The following is an 18,740-nucleotide window of genomic DNA, read 5'->3' on the forward strand; positions in this document are numbered from 1 at the left end:
TCATGGCCCCAAGGCAAGCCCGCTGAGGGTTTGCGGCCAATAATGCATTTGGAGACACATCATGAAAGCGTGGTTACTGAAAGATTTCGGGCTCGAAAATCTGCAACTCGGCGAGACGCCAACGCCGCAGCCCAAGGCTGGCGAACTGCTGGTCAAGGTCGGCGCGGTGTCGCTGAATTTTCGCGACAAGGCCATCGTTGACGGCATCTATGAGCCGCACATGGTGCCAAAACCGTTGATTCCGGTCAGCGATGCCGTCGGCACGGTGGTTGCGATCGGCGACGGCGTGACACGCTTCAAGGTCGGCGACCGAGTCAATTCGCATCTGTACTCGCGCTGGCTTGACGGAGAGCCGGGGCCGAACGAGCCGGATTATTGCTTCGGTTCGCCGCTGCCCGGTGGCCTCGCCGAGTACATGATCATTCATCAGGACAGCGCCGTCGGCGCGCCGGCCAACATGAGCGATGAAGAGGCGGCGACGCTGCCAATCGCCGCACTCACCGCGTGGTACGCACTGGTGGATTTCGGCGCTATTCAACCGGGCCAGACCGTGTTGGTACAGGGCACCGGCGGCGTATCGATTTTCGCCGTGCAGATCGCCACCGCGCTGGGCGCCAAAGTCATCGCAACCTCAAGCAGCGATGACAATCTGCACGCGGTAAAACGTCTGGGCGCGATCGCCGGTATCAACTACCGCAGCACGCCGAACTGGGCGGACGAGGTGCTGAAACTCACCGAGGGCAAGGGTGTGGACCTGCTGCTTGATGTGGCGGGAGGCAATGGCATCAATCAGTCGGTAGCAGCGACCAAGGCTTCGGGGCGGATAGCGCAGATCGGCTTTCTGACAGGGCAGACTGTCGAGCTGAACCTGATGCCGCTGATCTTCCGCCAGACCACCATTCGCGGCATCGCGGTGGCACCGCGTTCATCGTTCGACCGGATGAACGTGTTCCTCGCCGAGCACGATATTCGGCCGGTGATCGACCATGTGTATCCATTCGAAAAGGCGCGCGATGCCTATGAGCATCTGGCGAAGGGGGCGTTTGGCAAGGTTGTGATCAAGGTAGGCTGACAACGAAAAAGGCGCCGATCAAGGCGCCTTTTTTGCTGGTCTGGTTTTTTACGGCTCGCCTCGCTCAACCATCGCGCGCCATTGCTGCACACTCGGACGTTGCTGCATGCGCGCGTGCCATTCGCGCAGTGCCGTGCAGTCTTCCGGGACTTCCAGCTCAACCAGCGCCGAGAAGATCATCCCGCCCAACACGGCGATGTCCGCCATGGAAAAACTGGTGCCGGCCACGAACGGCTGCTGACGCAGCAAGTTGTCGAAATAGCGCATGCCGCGCACAGCCTTGTCCCGCATGCGCATGCCCCATTCAGCGTTCTGGTACAGCTCCACTTTAGGGCCGAGTCCCGGGGTTGCATGGTGGAAATACACGCTGACGGCATCGAGAAATTCGATCTCGGCACGTTTGGTCAGCATGTGTATTCGTCCTTGCTCAATCGGTGTGCGGCCGGTGAGGACAGGGTTGCCATCGAGAACGTCCAGGTATTGCGTGATGGCCGTGCATTCGGCGAGCAGCGTGCCGTCTTCCAGCTCCAGCACTGGCAGCGTTCCGGAGTAGTTCAAGCGCAAGAACTCGGGGTTCTTGTGTTCGCCTTTCCACAGATTTACCGAGACGAATTCGGTGCGGGCCAATAGCGATTTTTCCGCCAGGGCGATGCGCACGCGCGCCGGGTAGGGGCCGTTGTACCAGTCGTAGATTTTCAATGCGGAAATGGAGTGAGCGTCGTTTTGAGTCGAGTTAGCGGTCATTTCAGTTGCCCTGCCTGTCAGTTGGTAGGCAAAGACTGCGACCAGAATTTATTCCTGTCAATCCCCTACCTGCCAATTGGCAGGTAAATCTTTCGCGGGTACACTCCGCCCCATTGACCGATAGTCAGCGAGGACACAGACATGAGCGTGAACGCACGCGAAGCTATTCTGGACGCCGCCAAAACAGCGGCGCAGACCCACGGCTACAACGGCATCAACTTCCGTAGCATCGGTGAAGTGGTGGGTATCAAGAACGCCAGCATCTACTATCACTTTCCCAGCAAGGCCGACCTCGGCGCGGCAGTTGCCGAGCGTTACTGGCAAGACGCGGCCAAGGCGCTGGACGGTATTCGTGAGGCCAATCCCGAGCCGCATCAATCCCTGAAGCTGTACCCGTCGATATTCCGCACTTCGCTGGAGAACGGTAATCGGCTGTGCCTGGTCAGCTTCATGGCTGCCGAATACCAGGATCTGCCAGACCCGGTGAAGGACCAGGTGAAGAAGTTCGCAGAGGTCAACATCGAGTGGCTGACCCAGGTGTTGATCGCTGCAGGAGCTGCCGACGAAGACAGCTGCGAGGCGCGGGCGCGGGCGATTTACGCGGCGGTGGCCGGTGCGCAGTTGATTGCACGCAGCCGAGGGGATATTGCGTTGTTTGATGAGTTGATCGGCAGCTACGAAAGCGCCGGGCTGATCTCGGCGGATTTCGCTGAGTAGCTTGCCACTCGTGCCGAAATCCACTGCCTGCTGTAAGCCAGCACATGGTCAGCAGTGGCGGTCGGGAAGTGAATGAAGCCATGCGGACACTCTGGCAGCACGTACATCTCCACCGGCGCCGCTTGCTGCCAGCGCTCAGCGATGAGTCGCGAGTCATCCAGCAGCGGATCGAGGTCGCCGGCAAACAGCAGTGCTGGTGGCAGTCCGCTGAAATCGCCGTACAGCGGCGACAGCGGTGGCTGGCGTCGTTGTTCGTCGCTGATATCCGGCGTGAGCAGGCGCAACGCTTCGACCATGCCGGGGCCGTCGAGCACCAAGGTATCGGCTGGCGCGGCGCGCACGCTGGGCGTGCCGGTCAGGTCGTAGACGCCGTAATACAGCAGCGCGCCGCAGATCCGTTGCAGCAGTTGCGGCAAAGATTTGAGGGCGAGCAGGGTGGCCGCCGCCAGATGCCCACCGGCCGATTCACCGACGACGACCACGGGCAGTCCGGCAAATTCGCCATCGCTCAAGATGCCGCGAGTGGCGCGCAGACAGTCTTCCAGCAAGCCCTCGATTGGCGTCGACACCGCCAGCCGATAATCCACCGACAGCACCGCCACGTCGCAAGTGTTGACGATGGCGATGTTGAAGTTGTCGTTCATCTGCGCATTGCCGATCACCCAGCCGCCACCATGGAAATCCAGCACTACGCCTCTGGCTTTGCCCTTGGGACGGATGATGCGTACCGGCACCGTGTCGATGATCTTGCGTTCGGCGCTCAGCCCATGCTGGCGCAGCTTGCCAGCGCCGCCGAGCTGACCCGCCCGCAGCAACGCCTGAATCAGCCGTGGGGTGAGGCGATTGCGGATCTTGAAACGCGGCAGCCAGGCGAGCTTTTTGTTGAATGCGCGAACCTGTGCCAGCTCACGCTCGCCTTGCGGCCATGGAAAATCGCTCACAGGCGATTCTTCATCAGGATCGAGCAGTTCAGCGCCGCCGCAACGCACAGCCACGCCAGGTACGGGAACAGAATCAGCCCGGTGACCACGTCCAGTTGCAGTGCGAGCACGACCATCACCGCGACTACCACCCACAGCACCGCCAGAATCACCAGCGCCGCCAGCACCTGATGCGCGCCGAAGAACACCGGCGTCCACAGCGTGTTCAGGGCGATTTGCGCGGCCCACAAGGCCAGCACCGTTTGGCTGCCGGGAATCAGGCTCAGGCGATAACCGGCCCAGGCCAGCAGCAGGTAGATGATCGTCCACGCTACCGGAAAGGCCCAGTTGGGCGGGGTGAAAGAGGGTTTGGTCAGCGATTCATACCACGGGCCGGGTTTGAACATTACGCCAGTGGTTGCCGCCGCCGCGCAGGCCAAGAGGAAGATGAAAAAGGTCATTGCCAGTCCTTAGCTGTGATCAGCTGTTATGGAGAGTTAAGAAGAGGACGCTTCGCTGCGCAAAAAGTTTGTTCGCAAATGCAATTTGGCAGTCAGGTTGAACTAAAAGCTGACCGCTGCGTCAGGATAAACACTGCCTTTTCCCACCGACGCGGACGACAACATGTACACCTATCACATCGAATACCGTTTCAACGGCGAGCCTCGTACTTATCTGCTCGAACTCAAGGAAGCGCAACTGGCCGAGCACGACGCGGCGATGCATCTGCTCGAACTGCATCTGGGCGATGCGGAAAACAGCCTGGTCATGCCCACGGCGGATTCGACGCCAGAGCAGATTATCGAGCAGGCTGAGCGGGTAGGGATTACGCATATCCGGGTGGTCAGCCGGACCAATTGACGCCCGCATGCGGCGCAGGCGTTAGCAGAATGTGCTCTGAATTCAGGCCATGCGCCGCAATACCAGCACCATCCCCGCGCCCACGAGGCCCATGCATGCGATCAGCACGGGAAAGGACATCCACCATGGGACGCCGGACGTCATCATGCTGAACTCCGACATGCCACCGATGCCGGCGATCAGGTTCAAGGGAAGGAATACGACGTTGATCAGCGTCAGCTTTCGCAGCGCGCGGTTCATGCTGTTGTTGGCAAGATTGCCGTGGGATTCGATGAGGTTGGCGAACACCTTGGCGTGAATTCTGGCCTGTTGGAAGCTTTGTTCGTTTTCCACGATCAGATCGTTCAGCGCAGCCAGTTGACTGTCGCTGAAGCCCTGACGCTGGCCGTGGTTGCGCAACAGCGTCAGCACTGCTCCGTTACTTTGAATCGCATTGACGTAGTACACGAGGCTTTCGCTCAGGTTGTACATCTGCGCCAATTGCTGATTGTCCATTGCCCGCGTGAATTGCTGTTGAATCTCCCGGGCGATCTGTTTGACCACGCGCAAATGCCCAAGGTAGTGATGAACGCTTTCAGCGAGTAACGCCATCAGCACGTCCAGCGGCCCGGTCATTTGCGCATCGTGCTCAAGACCCGAAAGCAGCGAGTTGCTCGCGCAAATGACCACCAGGCGTTTTTCGCTCAGCACCACTCCGAAGGACGAAACGTTGAATGCGCGCCCGTCGAAGCTTTCCGGACGCTTCCAGATCAGGAACAGGTGATCTGGCTTGACCTCGATGCGGGCCACTTCATCTGGGTCCAGCGACGACTCTATCGCTTGTGCGCCAATGCCCAGGCGTCTGTGCAAATCCAGTTGCTCGGCTGCGTCCGGGGCGACACACAGCCAGACAGTCGCCTGGTCCTCCGATGTCCTGTGCAGGGCGCCGCAATCAATGCAATAGCCTTCAATCATTGCTCACCACGCTTGGCCACGGTGTTTGAGCTCAAGCCTTTGGGTAAAAGCCTGTAATACGCGCCGGTACAATTCGTCGCCCAGCACCGCGTCTTCGATGCCCGCATCGAGGTTGGGATTGTCGTTCACTTCGATCACCAGCACCCGATCACCCGCTTGCTTGAGGTCGACGCCGTAGAGGCCGTCGCCGATCAGCCGCGCCGTCTGTACGGCGAGCTGCACGACTGCGGGCGGGGCTTGCTCGACCGGCACCGCCTCGCACATTCCGTTGATCTCGCCGGGCAGCGCCTTGTGGTTGTAAATCTGCCAATGCCCCTTTGACATGAAATACCTGCAGGCATACAGCGCTTCGCCATTGAGCACCCCGACGCGCCAGTCGTATTCGGTGTAGCAATACTCTTGCGCCAGCAGCAACACCGAGTGTTCGAATAACTCCTGCGCGGCAGTGGCCAGCGCTTGTGCATCGGCGACCTTGATCACACCCCTTGAAAAACAGCCATCGGGGATCTTCAATACCAAGGGAAAACCGAGGCGACGCCCTGCGTTTTCGAGTTCCTGCGGACGATCCTTGTAGAGTATTTCCGTTGCAGGCATGCCCAGTCCGCGACGCTTCAGCAAATCGGCCAGATAAACCTTGTTGGTGCAGCGCAGGATGGACGACGGATCGTCAATCACCACCAGGCCTTCGCTTTCAGCCTTTTTCGCGAACCGATAGGTGTGATCATCCACTCGCGTTGTTTCGCGGATGAACAGCGCGTCGAATTCGGCGAGACGTGCGTAGTCCTTTTTCTCGATCAGTTCGACATCGATACCCAGCTGTTCGCCCGCAGCGATGAAACGCTGCAATGCCTCGGGGTTGGACGGCGGTAGGGCTTCGTCAGGATCATGGAGGATGGCCAGGTCGTAGCGGGCCACACGTTTGGAGGCGGGCTGACGCCATGTCCTGCGATTGAACGCGTCCAGTGCATCAGCGAAAACATGCTGCTGTTCATCGCGAAGTTTGTGCAGTGCACCGGCCTTGATGCCTGCGATCTGCCAGCTCTCACCACGGCGGAATTCCACCAGCAGGATAGGGCAGGGGAACGCCTCGAACAGCTGACGGCCGATCTCTTGCAGCGGCTCGATCGAGGCCTTGCCGAAGTACAGCGACAGCGTGAAGGCTTCGGTTTCGCCGTATGGATGGTTGGCCAGCGCCCGCTCCAGGGTGCGTTGCAGATCATTCAGCCCGACCCCGTAAAGCGCTTTGCGCGCCAGCTCGCTGACGGTGCGTACCGAGGGGAAAACCTTGTGTCCGCGCGCTTCGGCCAGCAATGAGCAGTAATAGCCCTGACCGAGGTATTTGTAATTGCGGCAGAGGTTTATGACCTGGGTGCGATGAGGAAAATCATCGCTGTGTTCAAGGTAATCCTGAGCCAGCATCAGGCTCTCGCTGGGCAGGTAATCAGCCCAGTCATCCTTGCGTTCGACCAGTATGAGCAATCGACTTCCCGAGGGCTTGATACTGGGAGGTTCCTCGCTGAGGGAGATTGTCGAATGCTCGGTTTTGTCTAATACTTCGTTCACGTTGGCTTGCACCGCTGACATGAGTAATGAATCCCTGTTGAAGAAGACGCCGCTTCAATAAATCACGGGCCTTTCGGTCTGTCCCGGTTCGTTACTCAAACTTTACGGTGCGGTCATGTCTTTTGATTTTCGCTTTGCATCCATGGACGATATCGACGATCTGGTCGAATTGGAGCGGATGTGTTTTACCCTCGACCGGTTGAATCAGCGCAACTTCAGCTGGATGCTCAGTCGAGCGAATGCCGCGCTGATTGTCGTCACCTCGGGCGCAACACTTTGCGGTTACGCGCTGGTGCTTTTTCACCGTGGCACCTCACTTGGACGCCTGTATTCGATTGCGGTCAGCCCCGCCTGGCGCGGGCATGAGCTTGGCCAGCGTCTGCTGGAAAAGGCCCAGGCCTGCGCATTGGCGCGCAACTGCGCATGGCTGCGTCTGGAGGTGCGCGCTGACAACAGCGCTGCCATCCGCCTCTACGAAGCCAACGGCTATCAACGCTTTGCCAGTGTCGAGGACTACTACGAGGACCACTGCGAGGCGTTGCGCTACGAGAAACGCATCCTGCGCGAAACACCTGCCCCCGCCCGGCAAGTGCCGTATTACCAGCAGACCACCGAGTTCACCTGCGGCGCCGCGTGCCTGCTGATGGCCATGTCTGCCATCGACGCGAGCCGTGCCATGACCCGAGCGGAGGAAATCCAGCTGTGGCGCGAGGCAACCACCATTTTCATGACGGCGGGGCACGGTGGCTGTAGTCCTCAGGGTCTGGCATTGGCGGCCTGGCGGCGCGGTTTCGATGTGCGCCTGGAAGTCAGTCACGCGGGCTCGCTTTTTCTTCACGGCGTACGCAGCACGGAGAAGAAGTCGATCATGAAACTGGTCGAGGATGGGTTTGCCCAGGAACTGGCTGCCACGCAAGTCGAGCAGGTTCTGGGTGATTATCTGCAGATCGGCGCTGCGTTGGCGGCCGGATACAAACCGCTGGTGCTGATCAGCAGCTACCGATTCACCCGCTTGAAAGCGCCGCATTGGGTCATCATCACCGGGTGTGACGAGGACTTCGTCTACTTGCATGATCCTGATGTCGACCACAGCAAACTCAAGCGCGGCCTGGACTGCCAGCACTTGCCGGTCAGTCACCAGGAATTTCTGCGCATGACGGTGTTTGGTGTACAGCGGGTTCGCGCAGCCGTGATGCTGCGCTCCCGTTGAAGAGCGGTGGCTAGGCGCCGAGCACTTCCTCGCCGATACAGTAGCGATCCCTGCCTTTCTGCTTCGCGGCATAAAGCATTTTGTCAGCCGACTCGATAAGAGTGGCGGGGGTCACTTCATGTTCGGCCGGTTTGCCAACCGCAATACCTGCACTGGCGGTGACGTGACCCAGCGGATGGGCTCTGTGCTCCATCCGCAAGGATCGAATGGCCTCAAGAATTTCCTCAGCCACAAGCGCCGCCCCGCGAATATCGGTGTTGGGCAGCAACACGGAAAACTCCTCGCCGCCATAGCGCACAGCCAGATCACCCGGTCGCTTTACCGCCTGCGCAATCGCCTGCCCGACTGCGCTCAGGCAATCATCACCTGCCGCGTGCCCGTAGCTGTCGTTGTAGAGCTTGAAGTGATCGACATCGATCATGATCAGTGAGATCGACGAACCCTGGCGTCTGGCCAGACGAATTTCGTCAATCAAGGCAGTGTCCAGTCGCCGACGGTTGGCCAGCCCGGTCAGGCTGTCGGTCAAGGCCATGTCCTTCATGGCCTGGTGTGCCTTGCGCAAATCCTTTTCCATCACCATCCGTTGGCGCAGTTGCCTCAAGACGATCAGTCCGAAGACCGTGAACGCGGTGATCACCGACATCAACACAAAGCCGGTTTTGATCAGGTCCCAGCGCCACGGCGCAATGATCGATTCGCGGGACAGTCCGGTTTCGACTACCAACGGATAGGTGCTCAAAGCTCTGTAACCGTACAGACGCTGGGTGCCGTCGACGACGGCTCGGACCTCGGCGATCCCTTGATTGGAAAACGGCAGGTAGTTCTTGAACACCTCGCTGTCGGCGAGGCTCTGACCGATTACCGAAGCGATGAAAGGACGACGCACGAGAATGGTTCCATTGCGCAACGCCAGCACCAGTGCACCCTTGTCGTCGATCTTGAAATCGCCGTAATAGTCGACGAAATAACTGACCTTGATCGTCCCCAGCAGCACGCCGGCGAAGGAGCCGTCCGGGTTATTCAAGCGGCGGGAAATCGGAATGATCAGGTCGTCCGTGGATTTGCTTTTGACGACATCACCGATACGCACGTTTCGATCGGTGTTGGCGCGGTGATACTGGAAGTAGTCGCGATCGGCATTGTTCGCCGGGTCCGGGATCATTTCCTTGTCGGTGACGATCCATTTGCCGTCCGGGCCGTAGATAAACAGTCCATGCAACTGCGGCATCAATTTGGCCTGCTGCACCAGCAAGTTGTGGATGCGCGGTACGTCGATGTTCTGCAGACCGTCGCCTTCGACGCGCTCGCCCAGGGCGGCGGTCAACACATCGACCTGGCGGATGGCGTCTTCGGCGTGTTGCGCGGTTGCCCGCGCGAGGTTGGTGACCGAATCACGCGCCGACGAGAAGGCTGCATGATAGTCACGCCAGGTTCGCCATCCCTCCACGCCGAGAAACGCCAGAATGACCGTCAGCATGAAGATGACTGTCAGGCGGAAAGCGGCTATCTCGCTGGCAGCTTTGATGGGAGCGGTTTCTGCGGCGTCATGCCCCTTGGTTTTGGGCATCTTACGACCGAGCATTTGAGGGTCCTTATGCTTGTCATCTCTCATCTCTTGAAAGATGACCATCCTTTTCCATCTGGAATTCAATTTACTGCCTTGGCCAGGCGGTCGCGATTGGATCGTTCAAAGCCGTGCCGGGTCAACATCTGTAATTGAAACGCGCCTTGAGGTGAGACTTGTGAGCGAAATCATCACGGCCGGTGAATTGAACATCGACCTGCGCAATGCCAACGAAACCGGCCTGTTCAAATGGCTGCTGGCGAGTTTTCTGATGGGCAAAAGGATTCAGGGCGCCATTGCCGCCAAGGCGTATCAAGTCATAGTAGAGCAGCATCACCAAGACACCCCGCAAAAGCTCGCGCAGTGTACGCACCGTCAACTGGTGTCGATGCTGGGGCAGGCGCGTTACGTGCGCTACGACGAAAGCACGGCGTCGCGACTACTCGCGCTGGCCTACAAGCTCAACAGCGAGTACGCCGGTAAGGTCAGTAACATCGTGGCCGCGAGCGCGGACCGTAAGGCGCTGGAGAAGCGCCTGTCCGAGTTCGAGGGGATAGGGCCGAAGACCGTCGAGATCTTCATGAGGGAAGCTGCGTCGGTACTTTTCTGAACGCCCGGTTCTGCATTGAAGACGGTGGCAACACTCGGCTCACAGAGCAGCAAGTCTTCCCGCCAGTTCGCGGTCAATGGATGGCTGCCACCTCCGATTGCTGGACTGTGGCTTGATCGGCAAAATTATTCGGGAGAAGGGTGCCCAAGCCGAATACATTCACCGCCATGCTGACTTTCAATCCTCGACAGGCCTGTTTGCAGTCCAGCTCAAAACCGGCGTATGCGTGCTCCATCAAACGTTGAAAATGTTCAGAGGTCAGTGCCAGGACTTTGCTGCTTTTCATGTGGTTTTCCTTGAGCAAGTGGCGACCCCGGTCCGGGGCCGCCGGACGGGTTCAGACATCTTTGCCTTGTACATAACCGGAGCCCAGATCAGCACCGGTCACCGGCTCGCTGAGTGGGTCAGAGGCTGTACGAGTCTTCATCGCTTCCAGCACCTGTTCGTCTTCGGCCGGAAGGCTGACGGTCGCCAGACCATCGCCGCCGTCGACCGCAGGCTCTGGGTTTTCCACGTACTCCCACGCACCGCCCTCGTTCCAAGGGCCGCGCACATTAGGCTCGCCAGACATGTTGAAGTACTTGTTGGTGAACTCCGGCATCCCCGGCAGCTTGCCCTGCGGAAAGTTCGGCTGGATCGAATGCAGGGCTTTTTCGAAGGATTGTTGATGGGCGATTTCCCGCGTCATCAAAAAGCCAAGCGCCTCTTTGACGCCCGGATCATCGGTGATGTTGATCAAACGTTCGTAGAGGATTTTCGCCCGCGCTTCGGCTGCGATGTTCGAACGGAAGTCGGCAGTAGGCTCGGTGATCGAATCTACATACGCCGCTGTCCACGGTACGCCAGCGGAATTGACCAGAGGCGCGCCTGCGCCGTACAGCAGGCTGGTGATGTGCGAGTCATTACCGGCGCCATTCAGCGCACGGTACAGCTCGCCTTCCTCCTGAACGCCCTCGGCGAGTTGACCCTTGGCACCTCTGTTGAGCATGACGATGATCGAGCCGACCACCTCCAGATGGCTCAATTCTTCGGTGGCAATGTCCAGCAGAAGGTCTTTGCGCCCCGGATCTTCCTCGGCCAAGGCTTGGGTGAAATAGCGCGCTGCTGCGGCCAGTTCGCCATTGGCGCCCCCGAATTGTTCCAACAGCAGATTGGCCAGACCAGGGTTGGGCTCGGCCACGCGAACGGTGTACTGAAGTCGCTTGTTATGTATGAACATTCAAATTTTCCTCAGACCAGGCTATCGCGCTTTTGCCCTGATGGGCGTTAGCGCATGCATAGTTGTGAGGAGTGGGTGGAGCGGAAATTTCGTTTATTGCAGGCCGGCTGGACGGACGGCAGAGGGCGGAAAGTTCCGGAAACAGGACGGTTGGCTTGACCCTGTTCCACGACCAATGTGGGAGCGAGCCTGCTCGCGAATGCGGTACGTCAGTTACCGATTTGGCGGCTGATCCAGCGCTTTCGCGAGCAGGCTCGCTCCCACAATGGTTCGTTGGCAATCAAGCGATCTTCAACGCCCTCAGCACCACCAGCGTCTGCTCGGCGAATACCTGCGCCTGTGCGGTCAGCGCGGCGATATTGGCTTCGGCAGTGAGCAGCGGCTGGCCGTTCTCTACCAGCACTTCACCTTGTTCGCTGATCACACTCCACGCCAATTGCGCCCACTCGGCTGGCTGCTGTTTGCCTTGCTTGATCGAGATCAGGAACAGCTGCTGGAAGCGGCTGACCGTCACGCCGCCGCCAGTGACCGGGCTGGCCAGGGTCTGGATGTTGGCGCCGTACAGCGAGCGTTTGCACAGTTGCAGATTGAGCGCGGCGCAGCGACCGCTGACCTGAGACTCGGCGGCCTCGCTCTGGCACGGAGCGACAGCGCCCATACCGATCAGCACGGCCAGGGCTTGTTCGAGGTCGTCGTAAGCCAGCGCAGCCTCGGACAGCAATTGGCGCATCGATTTGGCCGCATAGTTCTGTGCCGCCAGTGCATCGAGCACCGGGCCGTAAATCTCCGGTTGCAGCGTCGCTTCGCCGGCGGGACCACTGACCGAGCCCGCCACGGTTTCCCAGGGTTGCAGCAGCACGAAACGGCTGTGCAGCATCCTCGCGCGGCGTTCGGCAGCGGACAGGCGGGTCGCGCCACGTACGTACAGGTCGCGGCGGAAGTGCTGGTTGACGAAGTAGTCCCGCGCTTGCTCGCGCATGATCGGATGTTCGATGGTTTCCAGAAAGTCCATGCCTTCAGCGCTCAGGTTGAGCGGGGCGACCGAATCCAGCGGCACTGCCGTGGTGGCGTAGTCGAGTTTGGCCGAGGCCAGCGCGTCGACCATGTCGGCGAAGTACATGCAATTCCAGTCACGGTTGAAATACTCGTGGGCGACGTAGTGACGATCCTGACCCTTGATGCTCTGCAGCCGCGCGCCGAGACTCGGCGCCGCAGCGGCGTATTTCGGGTTGGCCGCGAGCAGTGCTTCGGAAAATTGCAGTGCGGCGTCGATGCGCTGGTCGGAGCGCGACGAGGCATTGGCAAAGCGGTCATGCAGGCTGAACAGATTGCGCAGCGGCGCCGACGGCGACCAGCCGGGGAAGCAGTTGTAACTGACGTAAAGCATGCCGCCCGGCTTCAGGTGACGGCGGGCGAATTCGACGATCAGTTTTTGATTGTCGCGGCTGACCCAGGTCCAGATGCCATGCAGGCTGATGCTGTCGAACTGCGGCAGATCATTGCGCGCCAGCAGCTGTTCGAAGCTGTCGTCATACAGGCGGGCGCCGTTGTTGGCGGCAGTCGCGAGTTCGATGGCATGGGCCGCCATACCCGGGTGAAAGTCCGTACCGACAAACGAACCCGGGTTGGCGGTGGCGTGGATGTTGATCGACACGCCCTGACCGAAGCCCAGTTCGCAGTGCACGCCTTCGTTGCTTTCCAGCGTGGCGAACCCGCGCAACAACAGGCAGTAACGCAGGAACACCGGATTGATCTCCCGGCTATAGCTGTAGGTGTAGCCTTCGTCGGTGAAATAACCTTCGTTCCAGGCGTTGCTCATGAGGGCGGTCTCTTGTTCTTGAAAGTGATGGCAGTCTTATAAGGGGTTGTCGCTGCGCGCGACAAATTGAAAAAACGGATACTTCCCCAAACCCTGTGGGAGCGAGCCTGCTCGCGAAAGCTTTTTTCAGTTTGAATATAATCGGCTGACACGCCGCTTTCATGAGCAGGCTCGCTGCCACAGGGATCTTCAACACATCCAAGCAGGATTGATGGACCGATCACGCACTCCACGGCCCATTCGCGCAGGCATTTTGTAGCCAGCCGAAACTGTCATATTCCCTCCCACTCGTCTGCCCATAGTGACCAGCCCAACGCTGATTTCATGAGGCTGCACTGTGTTCCAACGTCTTCTGTGTTCGCTGTCCGTTCTGAGCCTGTCCATCGCCGCTGCCCACGCGGCCGAGCCTGTCAGCCTCGACACGCCGCGCTTGTCCGGCATCGACAACTTTCGCGACATCGCCGGCATCGCCACTGCGTACTCCACCGCCCACGACGGCGTTATGCGCAGCGGCGTGTTCTACCGCTCCAACGCATTGACGCCGTCGGCGACGGATCTGGCGACACTCAATGGGCTTGGCATCAAAGCCATTTACGACTTGCGCACGCCCAGCGAAATTGCCGCTACGCCCGACACGATGATCAGCGGCGCGGTCTATCGCAACATCGACATCATTGGCAGCACCACCTCTGGTGCGAACATCACCAATATCTCGTTCCACAGCGCCGCCGAGGCCGTGGCGATGATGGAGGAAACCAACCGCGCTTTCGTCAGCGATGCCGGCATGCGCGGGCAGTTCGGCCAGTTGTTCAATGAGCTGGCCAGTGTCGACGCCGCGCAGTTGTTTCACTGCACCGCCGGCAAGGACCGCACCGGCTGGACCGCCGCCGTGTTGCAGAGCATCGCTGGCGTTGATGAGGCGACGATCATGGCCAATTATCTGGCGACCAACGACTACACCGCCGCCCGTGTCGCCGCGACCTTGAAAGCCTTGCCGCCGAGCATGGCCGCTGTCTACGAGCCGCTGCTCGGGGTGCAGGCCAGTTATTTGCAGGCGGGTCTCGACCAGGTCGCCGCCGAGTACGGCAGCATGGACAACTACCTCAAGCAGGGCCTCGGTCTGTCCCAGGAAACCATTTACGTGCTGCGCGGCAAACTGGTCGAGTACAACAGCTTGCCGGGGCAGACCGGGCTGATCGGCAATGCCGCCGCTGGTGCCGAGTTGCTGCGCCAGCTGCAGAACTCCGAGCTGTCCGGCACCTACAGCGCCTACAACTACTACCTGCAATCGGCGATCGACGCCGGCAGTCTGGGCGGTGTCGAATCTCAAGTCGGCGGTCAGGTCCACGCTGATGCGGCCAGCTACCTGCTGCGGCAGAACGCGATGATCGAACAAGCCGCCGCACCGTTCGCCAGCGGCAGCGATCTGAAGATCGGCCAATACCGCCTGTGGAGCACCGCGCTTGCCGGCTACCTCGGCACGGACGGCTCGGCCCACGCCGACAGCAGCAACGAACACAGCCAGGGCCTGATGCTCGGCATCACCCAGCGCTTCAGCGAACAACTCAGCGCACGCGGCGGCTTTGGCTACAGCAAGGGCAGCGTGGGCGGCGCGGGTGGCGAGGCCGATACGGACTTCACCTTCCTCAACCTCGGTGCGCGTTACGGCCTCACCAGCCTTGAGCGCGGCATGTTTGTCGATGCCAATGCCAGCGCCGGTTACGTCGACTACGACAGCAAACGCGAGCTTGGCGGTGGCCTCGGCACTGCCAAGGGCGACACTCACGGCAATCTCACTGGCGCGACCGTGGCGTTGGGTTATCGCCTGCCGCTGAGCAGCGTGATTGTCGAACCGAGCCTGGGCTTTCGCGTCAGTCATCTCGACTTGCAAGGTTTCAAAGAGAAGGGCAGTGAGCTGGCGCTCGACGTCGATGGCATCGAGCAGACCCGCCGTAGCGCGGTGGCCAATCTCGACGTGTCATTTGCCCCGGAGGCCGTGGGTGCGTGGCAGTTGGTCCCGGGCGTTCGCGTGGGCTATGAACGTGCGCTCGGCGATCAGCAAGTCGACAGCGAAGGCCACCTGCTGGGGCTGGATATCGAGCAGCGCGCGGCGTTCGACAACCGCGATCAGTTCAGCGGCGGCGTCAACTTGATGGCCAACCTCGGCGCCCTGAGTGTGGGCGCTGAGGTCGGGGCCAACGGTGGCGGTGACAGCCATGGTTTCAATGGCGGACTGAAAGCCAGTTACGCGTTTTGAACACAGCGAGCCCGGCAAATTGCCGGGCTCTTGCGCTCAAGCATGCTGCGCACGCGAAGGTTGCTGTGTGCGTGCCGGTGGCGCGGTGGGTTCGGGCAGCGAGGCGACATGCACGGTGCGCGCCGGGAAGGCGAACGTCGCGTCCAGCTCGGCCACCGCTTCCATGATTGCCAGATTGATGCGTTGCTGCACGTCCATGTAGACGTTGTAGCTGGCGTCCAGAACGATATACACCGTCTCGAATTCCAGCGCGCTTTCACCGAAACTGCGGAAATGGCAGCGGTCGAAGCGTGCCTGTTTTTCGTTCTTGATGATGCTTTCAACGCGTTGAGTGATCTGGCGGATCTGTTCGCTGGTGCACTCGTAAGTCAGACGAAACTCGAACACCACTCGACGCTCCTGCAAGCGTTTGTAGTTCTGAATGGTGCTGCCGATCATGTCGGCGTTGGCCATGACAATCTGCTCACCGCCGAGACTGCGGATGCGCGTGGTCTTCAGGCCGACGTGCTCGACCGTACCGGCCAGCGTGCCGACGACGATGAAATCGCCCACCTCAAACGGCTTGTCGACGGCAATCGACAGCGAGGCGAACACGTCGCCGAGAATGTTCTGCACCGCCAGCGCCACCGCGATACCGCCGACACCCAGGCTGGCGACGAATGCAGTGATGTTGACGCCCAGGTTCGACAGCATCGCCAGCAGAATCACCGCCCACAGCAACACCTTGACGCCCCACAGGCTAAGGGTCGCCAGGGCGCTCGCTTGAAAGGAGCCGGTCGCGTTATGCCGCGAAAAATAGCGATGCAGCCCCAGCGCCAGTGCGCGGTTGGTCCACAGGCCGACCTGCAACGCCGCCACCACGAACCATAAACTGCTGACCCGCCCGAGCCAGCGCTCCGGCAAATCCAGCAAACCGATACCGACCAGAATCGATGCCAGCAACAGCAACGTGGTGCTGGTCGCCGCCAGCACTTCGCTGGCCATGTACGTCAGATGCCCATTGCCGGCAGTGGCCCGCGCCTGCACCTTGCGGAAAACGAAGCGGATCGCCGTGGTGGTCAGCAGATAACTGAGCGTTGCGGCGAGCAACGCCAAGACCCAGTTCGCCAGTGAAATTCCCAGAAGTGTGTGCGTCGTGAAAAAGCCGATGAAATCCTCAGTCATTGAAACCCCCTTGCGAAGCCTGCGACGACGCTGGCGCAGAAGCGCAGCGCCGGCCGCAGCCAGGTAAACGCCGCCTGAATCGGCTATGCCGTCAAGCGACCTGTCTGGGGTTAGTCGTCCTGAGATTCCTGCTGTTCAATCAAATGCAGGTTTCGCCGGACCGAATGGTCAACGCCTAGCCTTCAACTCCGCTGGGCTAACGCCATAAGCACTCTGAAAATACTGACAAAAGCGCCCGACATTACTGAAGCCAAAGCTCAACGCCACCTCCGTCACGGAGCCTGCATGCCCGCGCACCAACGCCTCATAGGCGCGCTGCAAACGCACCTGCCGCTGATACGCCACGATCGACATCCCGACAAAACGTCGAAAACCTTCCTGCAAGGCGCGCTGGCTGACATGGCTCAACCGCGCCAGATCCACGCCACTGACCAACTGCTGCGGATGCGCCTGAATAAACTCCATCGCCACCTTCACATGTCGTGGCGCCACACACGGCGCCGGCCCCCGTAATGCCTCGGTGAAATTGTGCGGCCACGCCTCCAGCACCGCATCGATCAACATCTCGCGCAACCGTGACGGCATCAACGTGCCGCTGTTGATCAAGGCATCGAACTCAGTGCCCGTGGCCAGATCGATCAACGCCTTGAGGCCCTGAAATGCCGGGGCATTCAGATCCACGCTTGGCTCAAACACGATCTTCTGCACGACCGGTTTCTCCAGCAGCGCCGACAACCGCTCGGTGAGCTGCAGACGATTGATCGAAATGCCGTGATGCGCGTGATCGTCAACAAAACGCATCGAACGGATATCCGCCTTGTCGATTGCCAGACCGACATGCGCCATGCCGATGGACTCGGTGGCGTGGTTGAAAACGATCTTGCCGGCGGTGGGGATGACGAAAGTGATTTCGTTCTGCGGATCGGGGAGGGTGACGCTGAAGTCGCCGTGGTAATGCATACGCCGAAAACTCACCCCGTCGTGCCGCCCGTAGACACCGCCGATGATGATGTTGGAGGGCGGCGGCGGAGTATCGGCGTAGCGGTTGCCAAAGAGTCTGGAGAACAGGGCGCCGAAGTCGGAAGAGGTGAGGTTGTCGGAGCGCAGGATGATTTTTTGCCGGGTTGGGGATGCAGTTGCGATGGGCGGCATTTTGGAATGCGGGCTCTTGGGGCGATGGTCGAGATCGGTCGAGCGTAGGAGGCGGGTGTGACGGTTCAGTGACAGGGCTGGAACCACGGACTGCTTTCAAGCAAGAGCAGACAGCCAATTAATCGCACTTGCATATTCCCGGCAGACAGATCACCACCTCGGAACATACTCGGGAAGGTACACATTCCAACGGCAGCTTCTGGCCGAAAAATAGATTCGAATATCTGGTGTCATTCGTAAGCAAACTGATCAATCAACCCCAGACGAGGAACACGTGTGTGGGACCGCAACAAAGCGCCAGGAGCAATCACAGCGTTTGCGCCAATCTTGCAGCCGTCACCCACCAGCGCTCCGAACTTGCTGACGCCTGTGTCGATCACCTGATCTTCGTGGCGGATCCTGATATCAGCCCCGTCCAGTTCGTTACGGTAGTTGGCGATGATCGCGCCGGCTTCAATATTTACCGCTTCGCCAATCAATGAGTCGCCGACGAAGTTGAAGTGGGCAAGCTTGCTGCCATCGAGCATGAAGGTACTTTTCAGCTCACAGCTGGGGCCAACGATGCAGTTTTTGCCCAGGTAAACGCCTCCACGGAGGTAAGCGCCCGCTGCTACGAAACAGCCCTCGCCGATGATGATTGCGCCTTTGAGAACGGCGCCTTGCTCAACAATGGCGGTTTCATGAATCGCACAATTGTTGTGGCGCCGGTATCCCGGGCCGAGCGTTTCAAGCAATTTCAGAATCCGGCTCTCGCAATCCTGAACCACCGCCCAAGGGGCAGCGGAGTCCACGCCCAGTAATGGCCATTGAGCGATGTAATCTTCGATTTTTGGCGATTTCATAAGAATTTTCCGAACAAGTGAGAGTGGGGCGTGGGTGGACTGTCGACGACTTGAACGACTCGCTATGCCTGC

At 59.7% G+C, this 18,740-nt stretch carries 18 protein-coding genes; 6 read left to right on the forward strand and 12 right to left on the reverse strand.

What is annotated here, in order from left to right:
- The first annotated feature begins 61 nt into the window (after window positions 1-61).
- Entirely contained in the window at window positions 62-1,072 is a 1,011-nt protein-coding gene (locus AB4O12_RS05940) for a zinc-dependent alcohol dehydrogenase family protein (RefSeq protein ID WP_150635622.1), read from the forward strand.
- Between the two features lie 48 nt (window positions 1,073-1,120).
- Here AB4O12_RS05940 and AB4O12_RS05945 read toward each other — a convergent pair whose 3' ends face one another.
- Window positions 1,121-1,816 (reverse strand): glutathione S-transferase, encoded by a 696-nt coding sequence (locus tag AB4O12_RS05945; protein WP_252887741.1) that lies wholly within the window; start codon window positions 1,814-1,816, stop codon window positions 1,121-1,123.
- Window positions 1,817-1,957: 141 nt separating this feature from the next.
- Between AB4O12_RS05945 and AB4O12_RS05950 the strand changes: the two genes are divergently transcribed.
- Window positions 1,958-2,533, forward strand: coding sequence for a TetR/AcrR family transcriptional regulator (locus tag AB4O12_RS05950; RefSeq protein WP_073475032.1), 576 nt, complete (start codon window positions 1,958-1,960; stop codon window positions 2,531-2,533).
- On the opposite strand, the gene AB4O12_RS05955 is transcribed toward AB4O12_RS05950, so the two are convergent.
- Window positions 2,491-3,474 carry an alpha/beta hydrolase gene (locus AB4O12_RS05955; protein ID WP_460060774.1) on the reverse strand — a complete coding sequence of 328 codons (984 nt, stop codon included), beginning with the start codon at window positions 3,472-3,474 and terminating at the stop codon, window positions 2,491-2,493. The genes AB4O12_RS05950 and AB4O12_RS05955 overlap by 43 nt on opposite strands.
- Window positions 3,471-3,914: a tryptophan-rich sensory protein TspO gene (gene tspO / locus AB4O12_RS05960; RefSeq protein ID WP_041480509.1), complete on the reverse strand. Its 444-nt coding sequence runs from the start codon at window positions 3,912-3,914 to the stop codon at window positions 3,471-3,473. Before tspO ends, AB4O12_RS05955 begins: the two co-directional genes overlap by 4 nt.
- Before the next feature lie 163 nt (window positions 3,915-4,077).
- Here tspO and AB4O12_RS05965 point away from each other — a divergent pair, with 163 nt between their 5' ends.
- Window positions 4,078-4,314: a hypothetical protein gene (locus AB4O12_RS05965; RefSeq protein ID WP_460060776.1), complete on the forward strand. Its 237-nt coding sequence runs from the start codon at window positions 4,078-4,080 to the stop codon at window positions 4,312-4,314.
- Between the two features lie 42 nt (window positions 4,315-4,356).
- On the opposite strand, the gene AB4O12_RS05970 is transcribed toward AB4O12_RS05965, so the two are convergent.
- Entirely contained in the window at window positions 4,357-5,268 is a 912-nt protein-coding gene (locus AB4O12_RS05970; protein ID WP_150742655.1) for a magnesium transporter CorA family protein, read from the reverse strand.
- Window positions 5,269-5,271: 3 nt separating this feature from the next.
- Complete coding sequence (locus tag AB4O12_RS05975) at window positions 5,272-6,852, reverse strand: RimK family protein (protein ID WP_071171957.1); 1,581 nt, start codon at window positions 6,850-6,852, stop codon at window positions 5,272-5,274.
- Between the two features lie 94 nt (window positions 6,853-6,946).
- Here AB4O12_RS05975 and AB4O12_RS05980 point away from each other — a divergent pair, with 94 nt between their 5' ends.
- On the forward strand, window positions 6,947-8,041 hold the full coding sequence (locus tag AB4O12_RS05980; RefSeq protein WP_460060780.1) for a GNAT family N-acetyltransferase/peptidase C39 family protein: 1,095 nt from the start codon (window positions 6,947-6,949) through the stop codon (window positions 8,039-8,041).
- Between the two features lie 10 nt (window positions 8,042-8,051).
- On the opposite strand, the gene AB4O12_RS05985 is transcribed toward AB4O12_RS05980, so the two are convergent.
- A complete protein-coding gene (locus tag AB4O12_RS05985) occupies window positions 8,052-9,623 on the reverse strand; it encodes a sensor domain-containing diguanylate cyclase (protein WP_095179666.1) in 1,572 nt (523 codons plus the stop codon).
- 160 nt (window positions 9,624-9,783) lie between these two features.
- Between AB4O12_RS05985 and AB4O12_RS05990 the strand changes: the two genes are divergently transcribed.
- Window positions 9,784-10,215, forward strand: a complete 432-nt coding sequence (locus tag AB4O12_RS05990; protein ID WP_095179667.1) for an HhH-GDP family DNA glycosylase — start codon at window positions 9,784-9,786, stop codon at window positions 10,213-10,215.
- A gap of 73 nt (window positions 10,216-10,288) precedes the next feature.
- Here the strand turns inward: AB4O12_RS05990 and AB4O12_RS05995 are convergent, their stop codons facing one another.
- From AB4O12_RS05995 to AB4O12_RS06005, 3 genes are all read right to left on the reverse strand, one after another.
- The gene (locus AB4O12_RS05995; protein ID WP_095179668.1) at window positions 10,289-10,501 is read right to left on the reverse strand and encodes a hypothetical protein; all 213 of its coding nucleotides are present in this window, start codon (window positions 10,499-10,501) and stop codon (window positions 10,289-10,291) included.
- Between the two features lie 51 nt (window positions 10,502-10,552).
- Window positions 10,553-11,434 (reverse strand): manganese catalase family protein, encoded by an 882-nt coding sequence (locus tag AB4O12_RS06000; protein WP_041480494.1) that lies wholly within the window; start codon window positions 11,432-11,434, stop codon window positions 10,553-10,555.
- 280 nt (window positions 11,435-11,714) lie between these two features.
- The gene (locus AB4O12_RS06005) at window positions 11,715-13,253 is read right to left on the reverse strand and encodes a methyltransferase regulatory domain-containing protein (protein ID WP_460060785.1); all 1,539 of its coding nucleotides are present in this window, start codon (window positions 13,251-13,253) and stop codon (window positions 11,715-11,717) included.
- 337 nt (window positions 13,254-13,590) lie between these two features.
- Here AB4O12_RS06005 and AB4O12_RS06010 point away from each other — a divergent pair, with 337 nt between their 5' ends.
- Window positions 13,591-15,510, forward strand: coding sequence for a tyrosine-protein phosphatase (locus AB4O12_RS06010; RefSeq protein ID WP_460060788.1), 1,920 nt, complete (start codon window positions 13,591-13,593; stop codon window positions 15,508-15,510).
- A gap of 36 nt (window positions 15,511-15,546) precedes the next feature.
- Here AB4O12_RS06010 and AB4O12_RS06015 read toward each other — a convergent pair whose 3' ends face one another.
- From AB4O12_RS06015 to AB4O12_RS06025, 3 genes are all read right to left on the reverse strand, one after another.
- A complete protein-coding gene (locus AB4O12_RS06015) occupies window positions 15,547-16,674 on the reverse strand; it encodes a mechanosensitive ion channel family protein (protein WP_041480489.1) in 1,128 nt (375 codons plus the stop codon).
- A 168-nt stretch (window positions 16,675-16,842) separates the two neighbouring features.
- Window positions 16,843-17,826, reverse strand: a complete 984-nt coding sequence (locus tag AB4O12_RS06020) for a helix-turn-helix transcriptional regulator (RefSeq protein ID WP_460060790.1) — start codon at window positions 17,824-17,826, stop codon at window positions 16,843-16,845.
- A gap of 230 nt (window positions 17,827-18,056) precedes the next feature.
- On the reverse strand, window positions 18,057-18,668 hold the full coding sequence (locus tag AB4O12_RS06025) for a DapH/DapD/GlmU-related protein (protein ID WP_460060792.1): 612 nt from the start codon (window positions 18,666-18,668) through the stop codon (window positions 18,057-18,059).
- Between the last annotated feature and the right edge of the window lie 72 nt (window positions 18,669-18,740).

The organism is Pseudomonas sp. S2_A05 (assembly GCF_054668485.1).